Origin of the sequence: Carboxylicivirga caseinilyticus, assembly GCF_050589785.1 — a bacterium.
GTDB classification, from domain to species: Bacteria; Bacteroidota; Bacteroidia; order Bacteroidales; family Marinilabiliaceae; genus Carboxylicivirga; species Carboxylicivirga caseinilyticus.
Genome location: NZ_JBNGOX010000001.1, coordinates 115,060 through 132,679, shown reverse-complemented (window position 1 = coordinate 132,679; position 17,620 = coordinate 115,060). Strand labels below are relative to the sequence as shown.

Below are 17,620 nucleotides of genomic sequence, written 5' to 3'. Positions count from 1 at the left end.
AAATGGTTCATTTTAAAAATGTTATGAAGATGTTAATTATGCAGTGATTTTGTTCCCTTCTACTATTGTGTATAGTTTTCTATCTTTATAAAAAAATATAGAATTATGTCCATTCAAGGAGAAAAGAAAGATTTATATTTACTGGATGCCTATGCTTTAATTTTCAGGGCTTATTATGCATTCATCCGAAATCCGCGCATCAATTCAAAAGGATTCAATACCTCAGCCATATTCGGTTTCACCAATTCTTTACTGGAAATATTAACTAAAGAAAATCCAAGTCACATTGCCGTTGTATTTGATCCTTCGGGTCCGACATTTCGTCATGAAGAATACCCTGAATACAAAGCTAACAGAGATGCCACTCCAGAAGATATCAGAAAATCAGTCCCATACATTAAACAATTAATTGAAGCACTCAATATTCCGGTAATTGTTAAAGACGGATTTGAAGCGGATGATGTTATCGGAACCTTATCTGCCAAAGCATCCCAAAAGGGATACAAAACCTTTATGGTGACACCTGATAAGGATTATGCTCAATTAGTCAAAGACAATGTTTTCATGTATAAACCGCGCAGCAAAGGCGGAGGTAATGACATCTGGGGTGTTGACGAGGTAAAAGAAAATTTCTCGGTTAATGATCCAATTCAGGTTATTGACATCCTGGCACTTTGGGGCGATGCAGCGGATAACATACCTGGCTGTCCGGGTGTTGGTGAAAAGAGAGCCAAAGACATGATCCAGAGTTATGGCAGCATTGATGGAATATACGAAAACATCGAAGAACTGAAAGGAAAGCAAAAGGAAAATATGATTAATTTTAAAGATCAGGTAAAGTTATCATATCATTTGGCTACCATACGATTAGATGTTCCAATTGAATTAGATGAAAAAGCCTTGGAACGGGAAAAACCCAACCTCAACGCTATTAGTAAACTGTTTGAAGAACTGGAATTTAAAAATTTAATGTCCCGTATCAATAGTTTGTACGGAACTGCTCCGGTTCAGGGCGATCTTTTTGGTACTCCGATTCAGGAATCCGAAGAAGAAGTAGCCGAAATAGTTACTTCCTTTAAAAATATTAATGATATTACACATCATTACTACCTGGTTGACAGCGAAATGAAATTGGCTTCTTTAAGAGCAGAGTTAAGTGTACAGAATCGATTTTGTTTTGATACTGAAACAACCTCTGTAAACGCAATGGAAGCTGAATTGGTTGGAATGTCGTTTAGCTGGAAAGAGCATGAAGCATATTATGTTCCGGTACCTGCCGATAAAGAAGAAGCAAAAATTTTAGTTAATAGTTTCAAAGCAATTTTTGAAGATGATAATATTACCAAAATAGCTCAAAACTTGAAGTATGACATGTTGATTTTGAAAAATAACGGAATTAATATTTCAGGACCTTTCTTTGACACTATGGTAGCCCATCACCTGCTTTATCCGGGTATGAAAAGTGGCATGGATTATATGGCTGAAACCTATCTAAGCTACACACCTATCTCGTACGAATCGGTTGTAGGTCCAAAAGGTGTAAAGCAAAAAAACATGCGCGAGATTGATCCTGCTATCGTATGTGATTATGCAGCCGAAGATGCTGATATCACCTTACAACTGGCTAATAAATTTGAAAAAGAAATTGAAGAAAGTGATGTTAAAGAGTTGTTTGATGAAATTGAAATGCCTTTAATTGAGGTATTAGCTGAGATGGAATTTCAGGGTGTTCGATTGGATGATGCAGCATTGAAAGATTTTGCCTTACAATTAAAAGAAACGATTTCTGGCCTGGAAACAAAAATTATTGAACTGGCAGGAATGGACTTTAATATTTCCAGTCCTAAACAAGTTGGCGAAGTTTTATTTGAGCATCTTAAAATTGATGATAAGGCTAAAAAAACCAAATCAGGTCAATACAGTACGAATGAAGAAACACTTCAGAAATTAAAAGATAAACATGAAATAATTCCAGTAATTCTGGAATACCGTGGTTTAGTTAAACTACTGAATACGTATGTTGAAGCACTACCTAAATTAATCAATACTTCAACACAAAAAATACATACTAGCTATAATCAGGCAATTGTTGTTACAGGACGTTTAAGCAGTACGAATCCTAATCTACAGAACATTCCTATCCGTGATGAAAACGGAAAAGAAATAAGAAAAGCCTTTACAGCCACCGATGATAATCATCAGTTTTTATCTGCCGACTATTCTCAGGTTGAATTGCGATTGATGGCCCACTTCAGTAAAGATGAAAATTTAATTGATGCCTTTAACAGAGGTGAAGATATTCATGCAGCCACCGCAGCCAAAATTTTTAAAGTGCCTTTAGAAGATGTTACCCCTGACATGAGACGCAAGGCAAAAACAGCTAATTTTGGTATTATTTACGGAATATCAGCTTTTGGTTTAGCCGAACGCTTAACCATTCCTCGAAAAGAAGCCAAAGAGATTATTGATGGTTATTTTGATAGTTTCCCGGGTGTAAAAACTTTTATGGATGAATGCATAGCCAATGCAAGAGACAAAGGTTATGTTGAAACACTGCATCATCGAAAAAGAAACCTAAGTGATATTAATTCGAGAAATGCAGTTGTGAGGGGTGTAGCTGAGCGAAATGCCATTAATGCTCCCATCCAGGGAACAGCAGCGGACATTATTAAACAGGCAATGGTGAATATTTACCAACGCTTTAAAAATGAAAACATTCAATCGAAAATGATATTACAGGTTCATGATGAATTGAACTTTGATGTTTTAAAAACAGAAACAGAGAAAGTAAAATCGATTGTGAAACAGGAAATGGAGAATGCCGTAAAGATTTCTGTTCCATTAGATGTTGATATGGGGATAGGACAAAACTGGCTTGAAGCTCATTAAAACTATAAAAAAACTCTCGCAGAATGCGGGAGTTTTTTCTTTCAAGGAAGAACGGACAAGGGGAAACTTGTATTCCGTTACCATATGGGCTAGGTAATATTTAGCAGATGACTAAATCATCTAACATTGGTTTCATTTTAAGGTTAATGTCAAAAACACAGAATCGTAACACTAAAATCAATAGAAATATTGATTTATAATGACAAAGACACTAAAACAATAGATCAATACATATATTTTATTGACGAAAAGCAGCTCTATAGAAGAGAGGAAATTCTTTGCGCTACTTCTTCCATTTGCCACAGAGGAGTTGATGTGGCACCACAAACACCAACAGAAGATTTTGCACCAACAAACCATTCTTCCATAACATCCGAAGCTTCTGAAACAAAATAACTTTTGGTGTTTACATCGCAGCAAGCAGCAAATAAGACTTTAGCGTTACTACTTTTCTTACCACCAACAAAAATGATAACATCATGCTGTTTGGCAAATGCTTTCAATTTAGGAACGCGACCGGTAACCTGCTTACAGGTTGTATTATGCCAGGTGATGCTCTCTTCTTTACGGGATTCTATTAACTCAACAATACGCTTAAGATGTTTCGGATCTTTAGTTGTTTGAGAAAAAATTTCAACAGGACGATTAAAATCAATCAGATCAATTTCCGCTTCATTTTCAATTACTATGGCATTCCCTTCACATTGTCCTTCGAGTCCAATCACTTCGGCATGACCACGCTTCCCAAAAATAACCAATTGTCCGTTGATTTCTTTAAGTTGCTTATACGCTTTTTTTATCCGGTCCTGCAATTTCAACACAACAGGACAAGTCTCGTCCTGGAGTTTTAGCCCGGCATTGGTAATTAAACGATATGATGCCGGTGGTTCTCCGTGTGCTCTGAACAGCACTGTTCCTTCTTTTATTTCTTCGATATTATTGTATGAAATGATGTTCATTCCCAGCTTTCGCAAACGTTCTGCCTCTGCATCATTATGAACAATGTCGCCAACACAGTAAACGTCATTACCATTGCTAAGCATGCGGTCAGCGGCTTCTATCGCTTTACGTACACCAAAACAAAAGCCCGAATGAGTATCTATTTCAACTTTAATCATTGTAATTATACCAGATTACGTTCATGTAAAACAGCCATTATCCAGTCCATTTGCTCCTGTTTATTCATGTGGCTGTTATCAAGCAAAACAGCATCATCAGCCATTTTCAACGGACTTTCTTCGCGTGTACTATCTACGAAATCACGATGCTTTACATTCTCCAATATAGAATCAAAAGAAAGACTATTATCGGTAGGATTTTTTGCCTTTAATTCATCAAAACGACGCTGAGCTCGTATTTCAGGCGATGCAGTCATAAAAAGCTTTAAATCTGCATCCGGAAAGACAACCGTTCCGATATCCCTACCATCCATTACAATTCCACCTTCCCTGCCCATTTCCTGCTGTAATTCAACCATACGATGACGAACAAAGGCAATGGTACTGACTGTGCTGACATTATTGCTTACTTCCAGACCTCTAATTTCGTCTTCAACACTTACCCCATTAAGAAAAGTTTCATTCAACTTCTCTTCTGGTTGATATCTGAAAGTGATTTTTATATCATTGAGTTTATTCTGCAATTCATCCAAAAGAATCTCACCATCCTGAATGAATCCATTCTGCATGGCAAATAAAGTAACAGCCCGATACATAGCACCTGTATCGATATAAACATATCCCAACTCTTTGGCTAAATCTTTGGCTACTGTACTTTTCCCACACGATGAATGCCCGTCAATGGCTATAACTCCTTTTTTTAATTGCATTTTCAATTTATTTGCCGACAAAGGTAAAAAAAAACGGGCATCCTAACGACTGCCCGCTTACGGTATCCATGCCAATTTCAACCGTTCATTTTAAATTTCATATTTGCCTTTATCACTATCGTCATTCACAGATATTTGATCAAATACAATCTCAAAAGATTGTGGACCAACTGCCTGCTTCATCACTTTCGGAAATTTTACACCTTCTACTTCAGTATACTCAGTAATTGTGCTAATTACATTGCCCTGAGGTGTTTCACTAACTTCTTTAATTTTTAATCCACTCTCACGACTAAAAAACACGACTTGTTCCTTACCAAATGGATTAGTAATCTTCAATTTATAAGCATCTTCTCCATCAACATCTTCAGAACCCAAAACTTCAGCTTTGAATCCTAATTCAGCAAATTGAGTTTCCGGAAAAATAATGGCTTCTGCTTTCATTGATTCCAACTGATCTCCTTCGATATTCTGTTCGCCCATTGGACTTATCATTTTACCAGCCTCACCATTACATACCTGCTTCGAAACCAGGTTTTCACCCATATAAGTCTCTACACATAATTTATTAGGACGACTGCTATACATCTTCATGGTAAGTGCCATTCCCTGGATCGACATTTTTCCTTCCAAATGATAGTTTTGAATAGCGTTTACAGCATCTGTACCACCAATAGCAACCACATAATCATCAATAATTTTCTCAGCTGTCAATCCTTCTGGTAAAGGCATCGACTTTACTTCTTCACCGTAATAATTATACATGGTAACTTCACCTGAATTGCTGAATTTCTTTAAAGTCTTCTTCATTTCAGGTACATTACCCACTGCTAAAATCAAAGCATTATCAGGAGTCAGATATTTTTGAGCCATCGCCTGAATATCTTCAACTGTTACTGCACTTAACTTCTCTAAATAGGTTTGATAATAATCTTTTGGCAAGTTGTACTTTTGAATATTAAGAGCAAAACGAGCTACCGTAGCAGGATCTTCCAATGAACGAGAAAAACTACCGGCAATCATATTTTTTACCAGATCCAGATCAGCTGCATCAACAAGCTCGTCGCGCATCTTATTCATTTCATAAATAATCTCGGTAAAAGCGCTGTCTGTAACACTTGTTCTTACCTGTGCAGAAGCAGAAAAAGAACCAATCAAATCATCTGAACTAAGTGATGAATAAGCACCATAAGTAAAGGCTTTATCCTCACGTAAATTCTGAAACAGACGACCACTTGAACCACCACCTAAAATACCATTCATTACTCGTGCTTTGATCAAATCTGCATCGCCTGGTTTTAAATTAACAGTATAAGTAAGATCAATAGTTGATTGATTAGCTGCATCTTTATTAGCAACAACTACTTTAGGTCCGTCAAATTTGGCTGGCATTTCATATTTGTGTTCCGGTACGTCTTTCGCTTCCCATTTACCAAAATATGTTTTAGCTTGCTTTTTAGCATCTTTCAAAGTGATATCACCAACAATTACAAGGTAAGCTACATTCGGACGGAAATATGTTTGGTAGTAATTTTTGATATCATCAACGGTAATGCTTTCAACTGTTTCTTCAGTCATTATTTCACCATATGGATGATCTTTTCCGTAAATCAAAGCCCCCGAAACATTATTTGCAATTGACGAAGGCTCGTCTTTATCTGCTTTGATTGAAGTCAGCATTTGCTTAACCGCTTTATCCAATTCTTCCTGAGGAAAAACAGGATTGTACAATACATCAACCATTAAATCAAGCAATTCACCTGAATGCTTTTTCAATGAACTGGCATAAATACTTCTTGAGTTGGTAGAAAGACTTGCACCAATGAAATCAATGGCTTCATCGATTTCTGCTTTGGATTTAGTTGAAGTACCGGAACGCATTAAATCGCCGGCTAATGAAACGTATCCGGCTTTTTCGCCTTCAACAATCGGATCAATATCAAGCGAAAGACTATAAGACACAACCGGAACATTATGGTTTTCAACCACAATTACTTTCAAGCCGTTTTTAAGCTCAAACGTTTCGGCATCTTTTATATTAATTTTGGGAGCAGGTCCGGCTGCCGGCATCTTGCTGCGATCAAGTTGCGCATTTGTTGAAATGGCAAGCAAAACACTTAAAAATAAAAATAATGTTTTCTTCATTGAAGTATATTTTTTATCCGTAGGATATTTTGTCTAAAATGATTTTTAAATAACTATGATTCTAGTTTTGTTGTGATTTTGGTAAGTAATACAACACCACCCGATTATCTTTGGTCAAATATTTTTTAGCTACCCTTTGAATATCCTCACGACTTACAGCCAAATATTTATCCAACTCTGTATTGATTAAATTTGCATCACCAAAGTATGTATAATCACGAGCCAAAGTATTGGCACGTGTAGCCACTTTCATATTGCCTTTAACGATGTCATTCTCAAATTGATTTTTCAATTTTTGAAACTCTTTTTCAGAGATTAGTTCATCCTGAACCTTCTTAATTTCAGCATCCATTGCTTCTTCAAGATCCTTGACCTCAACACCCATGTTTGGTAACGCTAAAGTAAGTGCAACAGAAGGCTCACGAAATCCTAATGGAAAGCTTGCTACCTGAATAGCTTTTTGTTGATCATCAACCAATGCTTTATACAAACGAGAACTTTGTCCTTTTGACAAAAGTGTACTCAACATATCCAAGGCATAATAATCTTCTGTATTCATGGCAGGCGTTCTGTAAGCCTGTAAAATCAATGGAAGTTGTACATTGTCAAATACTGTATCGCGTACCTCACCATTTAAGGCGGGTTCAATAACAGGCTTGTAAGTAAGGTCTGCTTTACCTTTTGGAATATCAGAAAAATATTTTTTAACCAATGCTTTGGTTTCATCAATTTCAATGTCGCCAGCCAAAACTAATACAGCATTATTGGGCACATAAAAGCGATTATAGAATTGTTGAAATTCTTCATCCTTGGCAGCCATAATATGCTCCGGATCGCCAATTGTTGTCCAACGATATGGATGAACTGAGAATGCACGTTTCATGGTTTCCTGAAGAAGTGTTCCGTATGGACGGTTATCGTAGCTTTGCTTCTTCTCTTCAATCACAACTTTCTTTTGAGTTGCAATACCCAATGAATCAACTTTTGCATGTAACATTCTTTCTGATTCCAGCCACAATCCCAACTCCAGTTGATTAGATGGCAACGTTTCATAGTAATAAGTACGATCAGTTGAAGTATTGGCGTTTAATGTTCCTCCTGCATTTTGTACAATCTTAAAATATTGTCCGCGATCAATGTTTTCGGTTCCTTCGAACATCAGGTGCTCAAAAAAGTGAGCAAAACCGGTACGGTCTGGATTTTCGTGCTTTGATCCAACATTGTACATAACCGAAACGGTTACATTAGGGGTGGTTTTGTCTTGATGCAGAATAACATGCAAGCCATTATCCAGATCAAATTCTTCGAAATTAATTTTATTCAATTGGGCATTAGCAGATCCCAAACCGGCTATAAGGAGTGTTACAGCCAGTAACGAAAAGCGATTCTTCATATGAAATTCTTTGGTTTAAAGTGATAAATCAAATTTTAGCTTTGAGCTTACCAATTAACAGACCATTTATTATAATGTTTTGAAATGAAATATTTTAGTGTTAAATCATTACAATAAACATTGTACGAATACGCACATAGGCATGTTCGATATCGTACAGAACACAAATGATAATTAATTATATTTTTTAAGCAGTTCATGCTCATATTGTTTACAGACTACTATTTTTGCATATTACCAAAGAATTATAGCAACGAAACAATTTAACATGCAATATATTCGTAAAATAAAATGGCTGATATTAATAATAGCTGCAGGTTTTTATGCCTGTGATGACAACAATTTTTGCTTATCGAATCAACACGCTATTCAGGCTACCTTTTATTCATTATCATCCGGATCAGAAAACGATACAACCCTAACAGGAATCTACATTTGGGGAGCAAATCGTGAAGATTCACTTATTTATGACAGTTTAAATATCAGCCAATTGTTTTTGCCAACAAATCTTAATACTGACAGTACGATTTTCATCATTAAACAATCTGTTCTGGTAAATAATCAGGTTCGATCTGATTCTGATTTTGTGCAGTTTAATTACTCGCGTCACCTGAATCATGTATCAAGCGAATGTGGAATGACATTCAACCTGGTTTTAGACACCATTATTTATACAAATAATATAATCGATTCTGTTAGCATTGGATATGCCAACATAAATTATGGAGAAGATGCCGAAAATGTTAAAATATATATTGAGTATTAGTTTACTCGTAACCAGCATCAATTCTTTTTCTCAGGAAAAGACTGAAGAAGAGAAGAAAAAAATACCTTTCGAACCTGGAATTGCCGTTGGGCTGAATGTGGGTACATTTATTACTCCATTTTTCGAACCGGAGCGAATTGGTATGGAAGCAACAGGTAGAATCAAATTCAATCGCAAGTGGTTTGCCGTTGGCGAACTTGGATACGAAAATGTTTCATTTAATAAAGAATCATATAATTACGATTCAAACGGAAGTTTTCTTCGTCTGGGTATTGATTACAATATTTTTAAAGTTGAAGAAACAGGCAACAACGATAACATCATTCTGGGCTTCAGGTATGGTTTTGGTGTTGCCGATTATAAAAGCGACCGTTTTACCGTTACCGATGGTTATTGGGGCGATTATTTAGGCTCGATAGGAAGCGGCACCTCTACGGCTCACTGGGGAGAATTTGTATTTGGTCTGCGATCAGAAATATTCAAAAACTTTTATATGGGCTGGAGTGCTCGTTTCAGATTACTGGCTTTGACCAATAACACACAACAATTAGAACCATACGCCATCCCCGGTTATGGTAAAAATGATAATCGAACCAATGTAGGTTTTACCTATAATCTTGAATATTATTTGCCGTTAAAGAAAAAGAAATAAAGCCTATGGATGATCTCATCGCCACCGAAAAATTAAAGGCAACAATCCCTGAAATATTAGAGGAGATTCAAAAAGAAATTGCTCCTTTACTTTCAATGGGTCAGGTTGCTAATTACATTCCGGAGCTAGGTGATGTTGATCAAAACCAATTTGGAATGGTGGTTCGGTTTTTAGATGGAACCACTTTTGAGACAGGAAACAGCCAAACCAATTTCTCCATCCAAAGTATTTCAAAGGTTTTTAGTCTAACCCAGGCCTTTGCCTTGCTTAAAGAAAATCTATGGAACCGTTTGGGGAAAGAACCGTCAGGTAATCCTTTTAACTCATTGATTCAACTTGAAAATGAGAATGGAAAACCACGAAACCCCTTTATTAATGCAGGTGCCATCGTTATTGCAGATATCATCACTCATCATTTCGAGGATCCTTTAAATACTATCCTGGATTTTATGAGGGAGGTTACCTTCAATAAAAAGCTCACCATCAATATGAATGTTCTGCAATCAGAGAAAAATTATGGTCACCGGAATGCGGCTCTGGCTCATTTTATGAAAAGCTATGGAAACATTTATTCTGAAGTAGAGGAAGTACTCGATGTGTATTTTGGACATTGTTCCGTTGAGATGAATTGCTTTGATTTAGCAACTGCCTTTTTATATCTTGCTAATCATGGCGTGCATCCGCTAAATGGTAAAACCTACTTAAATGCCAGTCAGACCAAGCGACTAAATGCTCTGATGTTGACATGTGGAACTTACGACTCGGCAGGTGAGTTTGCTTTTAAAGTAGGTTTACCCGGTAAAAGTGGCGTTGGCGGTGGTATTGCGGGAATTATTCCAGGATTGCTGTCCATTGCCGTTTGGAGCCCGGGATTAGACAAATGTGGTAATTCATTGGCTGGGACAAAAGCTTTAGAACTATTTACAACTAAAACAGGTATATCCATTTTCTAAATAAAACACTCATATGATGATATTCGCAAAATCATTTAAAGCCATTAGTCAGTTTATTTTCCGATACGGATTAGCACTTGTTTTTATCTGGCTGGGTATTTTAAAATTTAAAAATGCCGAAGCTGATTATCTGAAGGATATCTTGCAAAACTCTTCCCTTTTTAGCTGGATGCTTAAATATGTAACCTCATACACCTTCTCTTTGATGATTGCATATTTGCAAATTGCGATTGGTATTTTGCTTGCCATTAAACCTGTTGCAAAAAAATTATCGTTGTTTGGTGGATTACTGGCGGTATTGGTTTTAGGTATCAGCCTTTTAACATTGTTTACATCTGGTTATGTTTGGCAGGCAGGTTATGGTTTTCCTGAATTATCGAAACTGGGACAGAGTATTTTAAAAGATTTAATTTTATTTGGTGCAGCTGCCTGGTGTGTGGGTGATTCATTATAACAATAAAGTATTATGGGCGATATATGTGTTTTTTGCGCTTCGAGCGCTAAGGTAGATCAGACTTATCTCGACGAAGCTGTTTTACTGGGCGAAATATTGGTTGAGAACGGATTTGGATTGAAATATGGTGGTGGCGCTGTGGGGTCAATGGGTGCAGTAGCAAATAAAGTTCTTGAACTGAACGGAAGAGTAACCGGTGTGATTCCGCATTTTATGGTGCAGGTCGAATGGGAACACAAAGGAGTAAAAAACATGATTCATGTAAATACCATGGCCGAGCGAAAGGAACTGCTTATTAAAGATGTAGAGGCCATTGTTGTGTTACCCGGAGGTACCGGCACGATGGAAGAACTATTTGAAGTATTATCCTTAAAAAAACTGGGTCAGTTTACCCAGCCGATTATTTTGGTTAACACCAACAACTATTTCGATGCACTGGTAGATTTTCTGCATAAAATGATTGATGAGAAATTTATGCGTCCTGAGCATGGTGAGCTTTGGCATGTGGTTAATTCGGTTAAAGAAATTCCGGATGCTTTAAAAAGTATTCCTGACTGGGACAAAGATGCTATTCGTTTTGCGGCAGTTTAATTAGTGTAACTTTTGATTTTAAATATTTTTGTAGCTTCGCGAAACACCTATTTACATGATTCAACAGGACACAACTAAAGTAATAACACCAGGCAATCAACTGAACGTTGGAGAAATCAACATTTCCAACACCAACCAGTTGCGCACTCCTGTCCTGCAAATCGAAGATCATACACCACGGCACCTTACACAACAACAACCTGTTTTTGTTCGTCCAAAAATTACTTACCAGAAATTAACACATAAGGATTCAATATACTTAAATCTTAAACCTGCCGAATCGGATAATATTTTTGATGCCGAATTAAGTTTCGAAACAGAATTACCTACAAAAGAAACCAACTCGAAAGAGTTAACGCCTAAAATAGAAGTCGTTAAAGAAGAAGTTGCTCAGGAACAACCCGCACAGGAACAAATAACGGAGAAAGATACTGTTGAAACCATAACTGTTCAGCCCATACCCAACAGAATTAAAATAAGATCTGCCAATCAGTTTGAAGGCTCCAAAGATTGGTTATCAGGCTTCATCATTTTAGCTATTTTAATTGCCGGACTGGTAAAGCTGACATCGGGCAAATACCTTAACGATATCTTTTCGTCTATTCGCTATCAGCAATCGGCCAGTAAATTATTCACCACTTTCAATGTTCAGAATCAAAAGCCAGGATGGGCACTATCCTTCTTATTTATTTTAAGCACTTCGCTTCTAATTTTTGAATATACCATGGTGATGGGTCGCCAACCTGAAAATATTTCTCATATTTATTTTTTATTGGTGATTTTTGGTGGTATAATTGTGTATTCATTTCTGAAAAAAACAATATACCATTTTGTGGGATTTGTTTTTGATACAACCACCGACACCAAAGCATACATTTTTAATGCAGAGCTTTTAAACAAAGCATTTGGAATTAGTATGCTACCAATTATATCGGTCGTTCCCTTTGTCGATCAACTCACCGCAACCTTCTTATTAAAAGCAGGTTTGGTGCTCTTTGTTTTAATGTATTTAGTTCAACTGTTAAGGGGTGTTAAAATTATTTTACGCTCACCGCTTTCAATATTTTATATGTTTTTGTATTTTTGTGCGCTAGAAATTTTACCCTTAGCGATTTTGATTAAAATCATGATCCTTTAGTGGTAAGGATTTGAGGACAAAGGTGTAGTTGAATTAAAATAAAAAAACATTGAAGATTAAAAGAATACTGGTTTCTCAACCAAAACCTTCAACGCCCAAATCGCCATACTTTGATTTGGCGGATAAAAGCAATGTGAAAATCGACTTCCGACCATTTATTCAAGTAGAAGCTGTTCCTGCAAAAGAATTCAGAACTCAAAAGGTTAATATTCTTGATCATACTGCTGTTATTTTTACCAGCCGCACTGCTATTGATCACTATTTCAGGATTGCTGAAGAAATGCGTCTTACGATTCCTGATACAATGAAGTATTTCTGTATCTCAGAAGCCACTGCATTTTATCTTCAAAAATACATTGTGTATCGTAAACGTAAAATCTTCCATTCTACCGGTAAATTTGCCGACCTGGTTGATGTTGTGAAAAAACACAAGGACGAAACATACCTTGTGCCACTTTCGGATATTCACAAACAAGAAATCCCAACTTTGTTGAACAAGGCTAAAGTGAAATACACAAAAGCCATTCTTTATCGCACTGTTAGCAGCGATTTAAGTGACTTGAAAGATGTGAACTACGATATTTTGGTATTCTTCAGCCCATCAGGAATTGCTTCTCTTTTGCAGAACTTCCCTAATTTTGAGCAGAACGATACTAAAATTGCTTCATTCGGACCAGCTACTGCCAAAGCAGTGAAAGATGCAGGCTTGCGTTTGGATATCCAGGCTCCAATGCCTCAGGCTCCGTCAATGACAATGGCTCTTGAGCAGTTCATTAAAAAATTCAACAAGGGAGTAAAATAAAAATATTTCCCTCTATCTGGGAGAACATCCTTCTTGCCACTGGTAAGGAGGATTGTTTTTTTAAGCACTAATACGGATGACAACACAGCGTAATACATTTCAGAAAAACGAACGTCTTTGCAGTAATAAAATCATTCAAAGACTGTTTGATGAAGGTCAGTCGTTTGTTCGTTATCCATTCCGCATTACAATCCTTCCCATCGATGATGAAGATGCAGCTCCTTTGCAGATTCTTATATCCGTATCTAAAAAAAGATTTAAAAGAGCCAATAAACGAAACTGGGTCAAGAGAAGAATCAGAGAAGCATATCGACTAAACAAACATCAGGCACTGGCCGTTTTAACCGAAAAGAATATCAAATTGGCTGTTTCGTTTGTTTATTTACCCAGTGAAGTGCTTGACTATTCAAATATAGAAAAGACCGTAAAAAAAGCATTGAAACAGATTGTTTCTAAAGTTGTACCCGATGAAAACCATTAAGTCTGCTCTTATAGCACTCATAAAGCTTTTAAGCGATGGTATTGTGGCATTACTAATCATACCGGTAAAACTATACCAATGGTTTCTTTCACCATGGCTGGGAGCGTCGTGTCGTTATACACCAACCTGCTCTGCCTATACCATTGAAGCACTTAAAAAACATGGCCCCATTAAAGGTCTTTGGCTTTCGATCAAACGTATATTAAGCTGCAATCCCTGGGGTGGACACGGACACGATCCGGTACCTTAATTTCTTCAATTGTTAATGATTAATTGTTCGGGAACGGTTCTCTATTTGCGTTATGGTTAGATAGAACCGTTCCTTATCTTATTTTAATTCAATCACCTCTACTCCTGTCCTCTCCTCAAGGAGAGGAAGACAAAACAGACTCTCGCTTAACACTTCCCTCTCTGAGTTGGAGAGGGTTTGGATGAGGTTTAGATGCGATCCTACTATTTTTATTACCTGACATGCACACAGTATAAAACAAAAACATACTTTTAAGCGTATTACCTATGTCGAATTAAAAATAACAACCATGAAAAATCTGATGCTACTGCTTATTGCGGTTACTATAACTTCGTCATCGTATGGTCAAAACAGCGATAAAATTATTGGTACCTGGTTAACCCAAGACGGAGATTCAAAAGTAACAATTACTAAAAACAGTGATGGAAAATTTGAAGGATCAATTGTCTGGTTAAAGGAACCAAAGCGTGAAAATGGAAGTGAAAAACTGGATGATAAAAATCCGGATGATAAGTTAAAAACACGTCCGATAATGGGATTGAAACTATTGGAAGGATTCACCTACGATAACGATGATGAAGAATGGATAGACGGAACTATTTACGATCCTAAAAGCGGAAGCACCTACAAATGCCTGATGTGGTTCGATGGTGATCCAAATACCCTCATGGTTAAAGGTTATATTGGTGTTTCCATCATTGGTAAAAAAGTACAATGGAAAAGAGCTTAATTAAATAGCTCTGACAATATCTTCATAAACTCCTGCCCTTCGGTGGGAGTTTTTTGTTGGGTAAAATCAAATTGGCAGTTTAATTTATTAAGCTTTAAAGTATACAATTCTAGTATTGTAGTCCCTGAAGGATGTATGTACTATAAATATAGAAAGGTGTTTGGTCAGAATTTACAAATACCTCTCCTCTTATCCTCTCTTTATGGAGAGGAAGGAAAAACAGAAGACATACAATTGATAATTTTTGGTTTTTTCCCTCTTAAAATTGAAGAGGGTGAGTGTGAGGTTTTAATTTTTGGAAATCTCCTTTACCACCTCAATTATCCTGTTCAGCACTTTAGAAACTTGAAACAATACCTCTTCATTTTCAAATCTAATTACACGAATTCCAAATCTTTCTAACTCAGCTGTTCGATTTATATCATATTGTTTTTGAAATTTATGAATCTCACCATCAACTTCTACTACCAACTTTTTTCATGACAATAAAAATCAGCAATAAAACAATTTATAGGATGTTGCCGCCGGAATTTGAGTCCTTTTAATTTTCTGTCTCTAATTTCAGACCATAAGATCTTTTCAGCAGGCGTCATGTGAGATCGTAAATCTTTCGCAAACTGCCTCACTATATAACTGGCTCCATAAAACAGATTATCAAAATTCTCTTGTGACATTTATGATCTATTTAAACTTTAAAATAGGAAATTGACAGCTTAAATTCAAAACCTCTCCTCTTATCCTCTCCTTAAGGAGAGGAAGATTTACTATAAAGCTTTTCAATTTGATAGTAAAGATTCCCTCTTAAAATTGAAGAGGCTGAGTGTGAGGTTTTTCTTCGTTTTTATTCCATTTACTTGAAAAAGTCCCGGAGGGACGCCTGTAATAGCTCAGTACGTAAGTGCTGAGTTCATCGTAAAGAATACTGAGCCCTGAAAGGGCGACTGTACACTAAATGGGATTCTTTTTTATCAATAACTATACTTTACTATTAAACAACTTTTCTTTTTAATTAATACACAACACAATAACCTCCCACGTTTTAAATTTATTACCAAAATTCTTTTTCACTTTATGATTTAGCCGTAATTTTAACTTTAAACCTCAATTATCAAAGCATGAATCTAAAAAGCATCAATCCGGCTACTGGAGAAACGGTAAGAGAATACGATCAATTTTCGTGGGACGAAGTAGATAACGCTATTGAAAGAAATTACGAGGCTTTTAAACATTGGAAAAAAGTTCCTATATCTCAACGGTCAGAACTATTATTAAAAGCAGCTCAGGTGCTGCGTGATAAAACCGAGGGTTTGGCTTTTAACATCACCGTTGAGATGGGTAAAAACATCAAGGAATCGCGCGCCGAAATAGAAAAATGTGCCTGGGTTTGCGAATACTATGCCAACAATGCAGCTACTTTTCTAAATCGTGAGATTATCCCCACCGAGGCAAGCGAAAGTTTTGCTTCTTTTCAACCACTTGGACCAATATTAGCCATTATGCCATGGAACTTTCCATTCTGGCAGGTTTTCAGATTTGCTGCTCCTGCCCTGATGGCCGGCAATACCTGCCTGTTAAAACATGCATCAAACGTTCCCGGATGCGCCATGGCCATCGAAGAAATTTTTAAGGAAGCGGGTTATCCTGATCATGTTTTCCGATCATTACTTATCAGAAATGATAAGGTTGAACGCACCATAGCTGATAAAAGAATTAAAGCTGTAACTCTAACAGGCAGTACACCTGCAGGTAAGGCAGTAGCTGCCACAGCCGGTAAACAATTAAAAAAATGCGTACTTGAATTAGGAGGTAGTGATCCGTATATTATTCTAGAAGATGCTGACTTACGAAAAACAGCAGATGCGTGTGTTGCAGGGCGAATTTTAAATGCTGGTCAGAGCTGTATTGGTGCTAAACGATTCATTGTTACCGAAGCAATTTATAATCCGTTTATAGAAGCATTTACGGATAGAATGAGAGCTGTAACCCTGGGCGACCCTTTTGATGAAAGCAAACAAATGGGACCGATTGCCCGCCATAATCTACGCGATGATTTACATCGTCAGGTTGAAAACAGTGTGGCCAAAGGGGCTACCATCATGACTGGAGGTTATGTTCCAAACCGTGTGGGAGCCTTCTACCCCGCTACTGTTTTAACTGATGTTGCTCCCGGAATGCCAGCCTATCACGAAGAGTTATTTGGTCCGGTTGCATCAGTTATTAAAGCCAAAGATGAGGAAGAAGCCATTCGAATAGCTAACGATAGTGTTTTTGGTTTAGGAGCAGCTGTTTTTACCCAGGATATCGAACGTGGTAAAAGAATTGCCGAATTTGAGATTGAAGCCGGTTGCTGTTTCATAAACGATTTTGTTCGCTCCGATCCCCGTATGCCATTTGGTGGAACAAAAGAAAGTGGATTCGGTCGTGAGTTATCGCATTACGGAATGAAAGAGTTTGTAAATATTAAAGGAGTTTGGATTAAGTAAACGCTTCGATAAAGTATAATAATTGATATTAGGCAATATGCCAATAAACTGCCCCTGATAACTAT

General features: G+C 36.9%; 18 protein-coding genes. 12 read left to right on the top strand and 6 right to left on the bottom strand.

Features of this window, described 5'->3' with window-relative positions:
- The first annotated feature begins 105 nt into the window (after window positions 1-105).
- Window positions 106-2,889: a DNA polymerase I gene (gene polA / locus ACRD62_RS00575; RefSeq protein WP_430818174.1), complete on the top strand. Its 2,784-nt coding sequence runs from the start codon at window positions 106-108 to the stop codon at window positions 2,887-2,889.
- Between the two features lie 257 nt (window positions 2,890-3,146).
- On the opposite strand, the gene ACRD62_RS00570 is transcribed toward polA, so the two are convergent.
- The 4 genes from ACRD62_RS00570 to ACRD62_RS00555 form a co-directional block, all read right to left on the bottom strand.
- Window positions 3,147-4,007, bottom strand: a complete 861-nt coding sequence (locus tag ACRD62_RS00570) for a 4-hydroxy-3-methylbut-2-enyl diphosphate reductase (protein WP_430818173.1) — start codon at window positions 4,005-4,007, stop codon at window positions 3,147-3,149.
- Between the two features lie 5 nt (window positions 4,008-4,012).
- The gene (gene cmk, locus ACRD62_RS00565) at window positions 4,013-4,717 is read right to left on the bottom strand and encodes a (d)CMP kinase (RefSeq protein ID WP_430818172.1); all 705 of its coding nucleotides are present in this window, start codon (window positions 4,715-4,717) and stop codon (window positions 4,013-4,015) included.
- Between the two features lie 90 nt (window positions 4,718-4,807).
- Complete coding sequence (locus ACRD62_RS00560; protein ID WP_430818171.1) at window positions 4,808-6,862, bottom strand: M16 family metallopeptidase; 2,055 nt, start codon at window positions 6,860-6,862, stop codon at window positions 4,808-4,810.
- 61 nt (window positions 6,863-6,923) lie between these two features.
- On the bottom strand, window positions 6,924-8,255 hold the full coding sequence (locus ACRD62_RS00555; RefSeq protein ID WP_430818170.1) for a M16 family metallopeptidase: 1,332 nt from the start codon (window positions 8,253-8,255) through the stop codon (window positions 6,924-6,926).
- A gap of 268 nt (window positions 8,256-8,523) precedes the next feature.
- Here ACRD62_RS00555 and ACRD62_RS00550 point away from each other — a divergent pair, with 268 nt between their 5' ends.
- The 10 genes from ACRD62_RS00550 to ACRD62_RS00505 all read left to right on the top strand — a co-directional run bounded on the left by ACRD62_RS00550 (window position 8,524) and on the right by ACRD62_RS00505 (window position 15,072).
- Window positions 8,524-9,021: a DUF6452 family protein gene (locus ACRD62_RS00550; protein ID WP_430818169.1), complete on the top strand. Its 498-nt coding sequence runs from the start codon at window positions 8,524-8,526 to the stop codon at window positions 9,019-9,021.
- On the top strand, window positions 8,987-9,673 hold the full coding sequence (locus ACRD62_RS00545) for a DUF6048 family protein (RefSeq protein WP_430818168.1): 687 nt from the start codon (window positions 8,987-8,989) through the stop codon (window positions 9,671-9,673). Before ACRD62_RS00550 ends, ACRD62_RS00545 begins: the two co-directional genes overlap by 35 nt.
- Window positions 9,674-9,678: 5 nt before the next feature.
- Window positions 9,679-10,626: a glutaminase gene (locus tag ACRD62_RS00540; RefSeq protein WP_430818167.1), complete on the top strand. Its 948-nt coding sequence runs from the start codon at window positions 9,679-9,681 to the stop codon at window positions 10,624-10,626.
- A 13-nt stretch (window positions 10,627-10,639) separates the two neighbouring features.
- Complete coding sequence (locus ACRD62_RS00535) at window positions 10,640-11,080, top strand: DUF417 family protein (protein WP_430818166.1); 441 nt, start codon at window positions 10,640-10,642, stop codon at window positions 11,078-11,080.
- 12 nt (window positions 11,081-11,092) lie between these two features.
- Window positions 11,093-11,671: an LOG family protein gene (locus tag ACRD62_RS00530; RefSeq protein WP_430818165.1), complete on the top strand. Its 579-nt coding sequence runs from the start codon at window positions 11,093-11,095 to the stop codon at window positions 11,669-11,671.
- A gap of 55 nt (window positions 11,672-11,726) precedes the next feature.
- On the top strand, window positions 11,727-12,809 hold the full coding sequence (locus ACRD62_RS00525; RefSeq protein ID WP_430818164.1) for a DUF4271 domain-containing protein: 1,083 nt from the start codon (window positions 11,727-11,729) through the stop codon (window positions 12,807-12,809).
- 49 nt (window positions 12,810-12,858) lie between these two features.
- Window positions 12,859-13,611, top strand: a complete 753-nt coding sequence (locus ACRD62_RS00520) for a uroporphyrinogen-III synthase (RefSeq protein ID WP_430818163.1) — start codon at window positions 12,859-12,861, stop codon at window positions 13,609-13,611.
- Between the two features lie 76 nt (window positions 13,612-13,687).
- The gene (rnpA, locus tag ACRD62_RS00515) at window positions 13,688-14,092 is read left to right on the top strand and encodes a ribonuclease P protein component (RefSeq protein WP_430818162.1); all 405 of its coding nucleotides are present in this window, start codon (window positions 13,688-13,690) and stop codon (window positions 14,090-14,092) included.
- Window positions 14,079-14,342: a membrane protein insertion efficiency factor YidD gene (gene yidD, locus ACRD62_RS00510; RefSeq protein ID WP_430818161.1), complete on the top strand. Its 264-nt coding sequence runs from the start codon at window positions 14,079-14,081 to the stop codon at window positions 14,340-14,342. The genes rnpA and yidD overlap by 14 nt, the downstream gene beginning before the upstream one ends.
- A 289-nt stretch (window positions 14,343-14,631) precedes the next feature.
- Window positions 14,632-15,072: a DUF2147 domain-containing protein gene (locus ACRD62_RS00505; protein ID WP_430818160.1), complete on the top strand. Its 441-nt coding sequence runs from the start codon at window positions 14,632-14,634 to the stop codon at window positions 15,070-15,072.
- Between the two features lie 288 nt (window positions 15,073-15,360).
- Here ACRD62_RS00505 and ACRD62_RS00500 read toward each other — a convergent pair whose 3' ends face one another.
- Complete coding sequence (locus ACRD62_RS00500; protein WP_430818159.1) at window positions 15,361-15,543, bottom strand: endonuclease domain-containing protein; 183 nt, start codon at window positions 15,541-15,543, stop codon at window positions 15,361-15,363.
- The gene (locus ACRD62_RS00495) at window positions 15,537-15,665 is read right to left on the bottom strand and encodes an endonuclease domain-containing protein (RefSeq protein WP_430818296.1); all 129 of its coding nucleotides are present in this window, start codon (window positions 15,663-15,665) and stop codon (window positions 15,537-15,539) included. The genes ACRD62_RS00500 and ACRD62_RS00495 overlap by 7 nt, the downstream gene beginning before the upstream one ends.
- A 522-nt stretch (window positions 15,666-16,187) precedes the next feature.
- Between ACRD62_RS00495 and ACRD62_RS00490 the strand changes: the two genes are divergently transcribed.
- Window positions 16,188-17,555: an NAD-dependent succinate-semialdehyde dehydrogenase gene (locus tag ACRD62_RS00490; protein WP_430818158.1), complete on the top strand. Its 1,368-nt coding sequence runs from the start codon at window positions 16,188-16,190 to the stop codon at window positions 17,553-17,555.
- Window positions 17,556-17,620 lie beyond the last annotated feature (65 nt).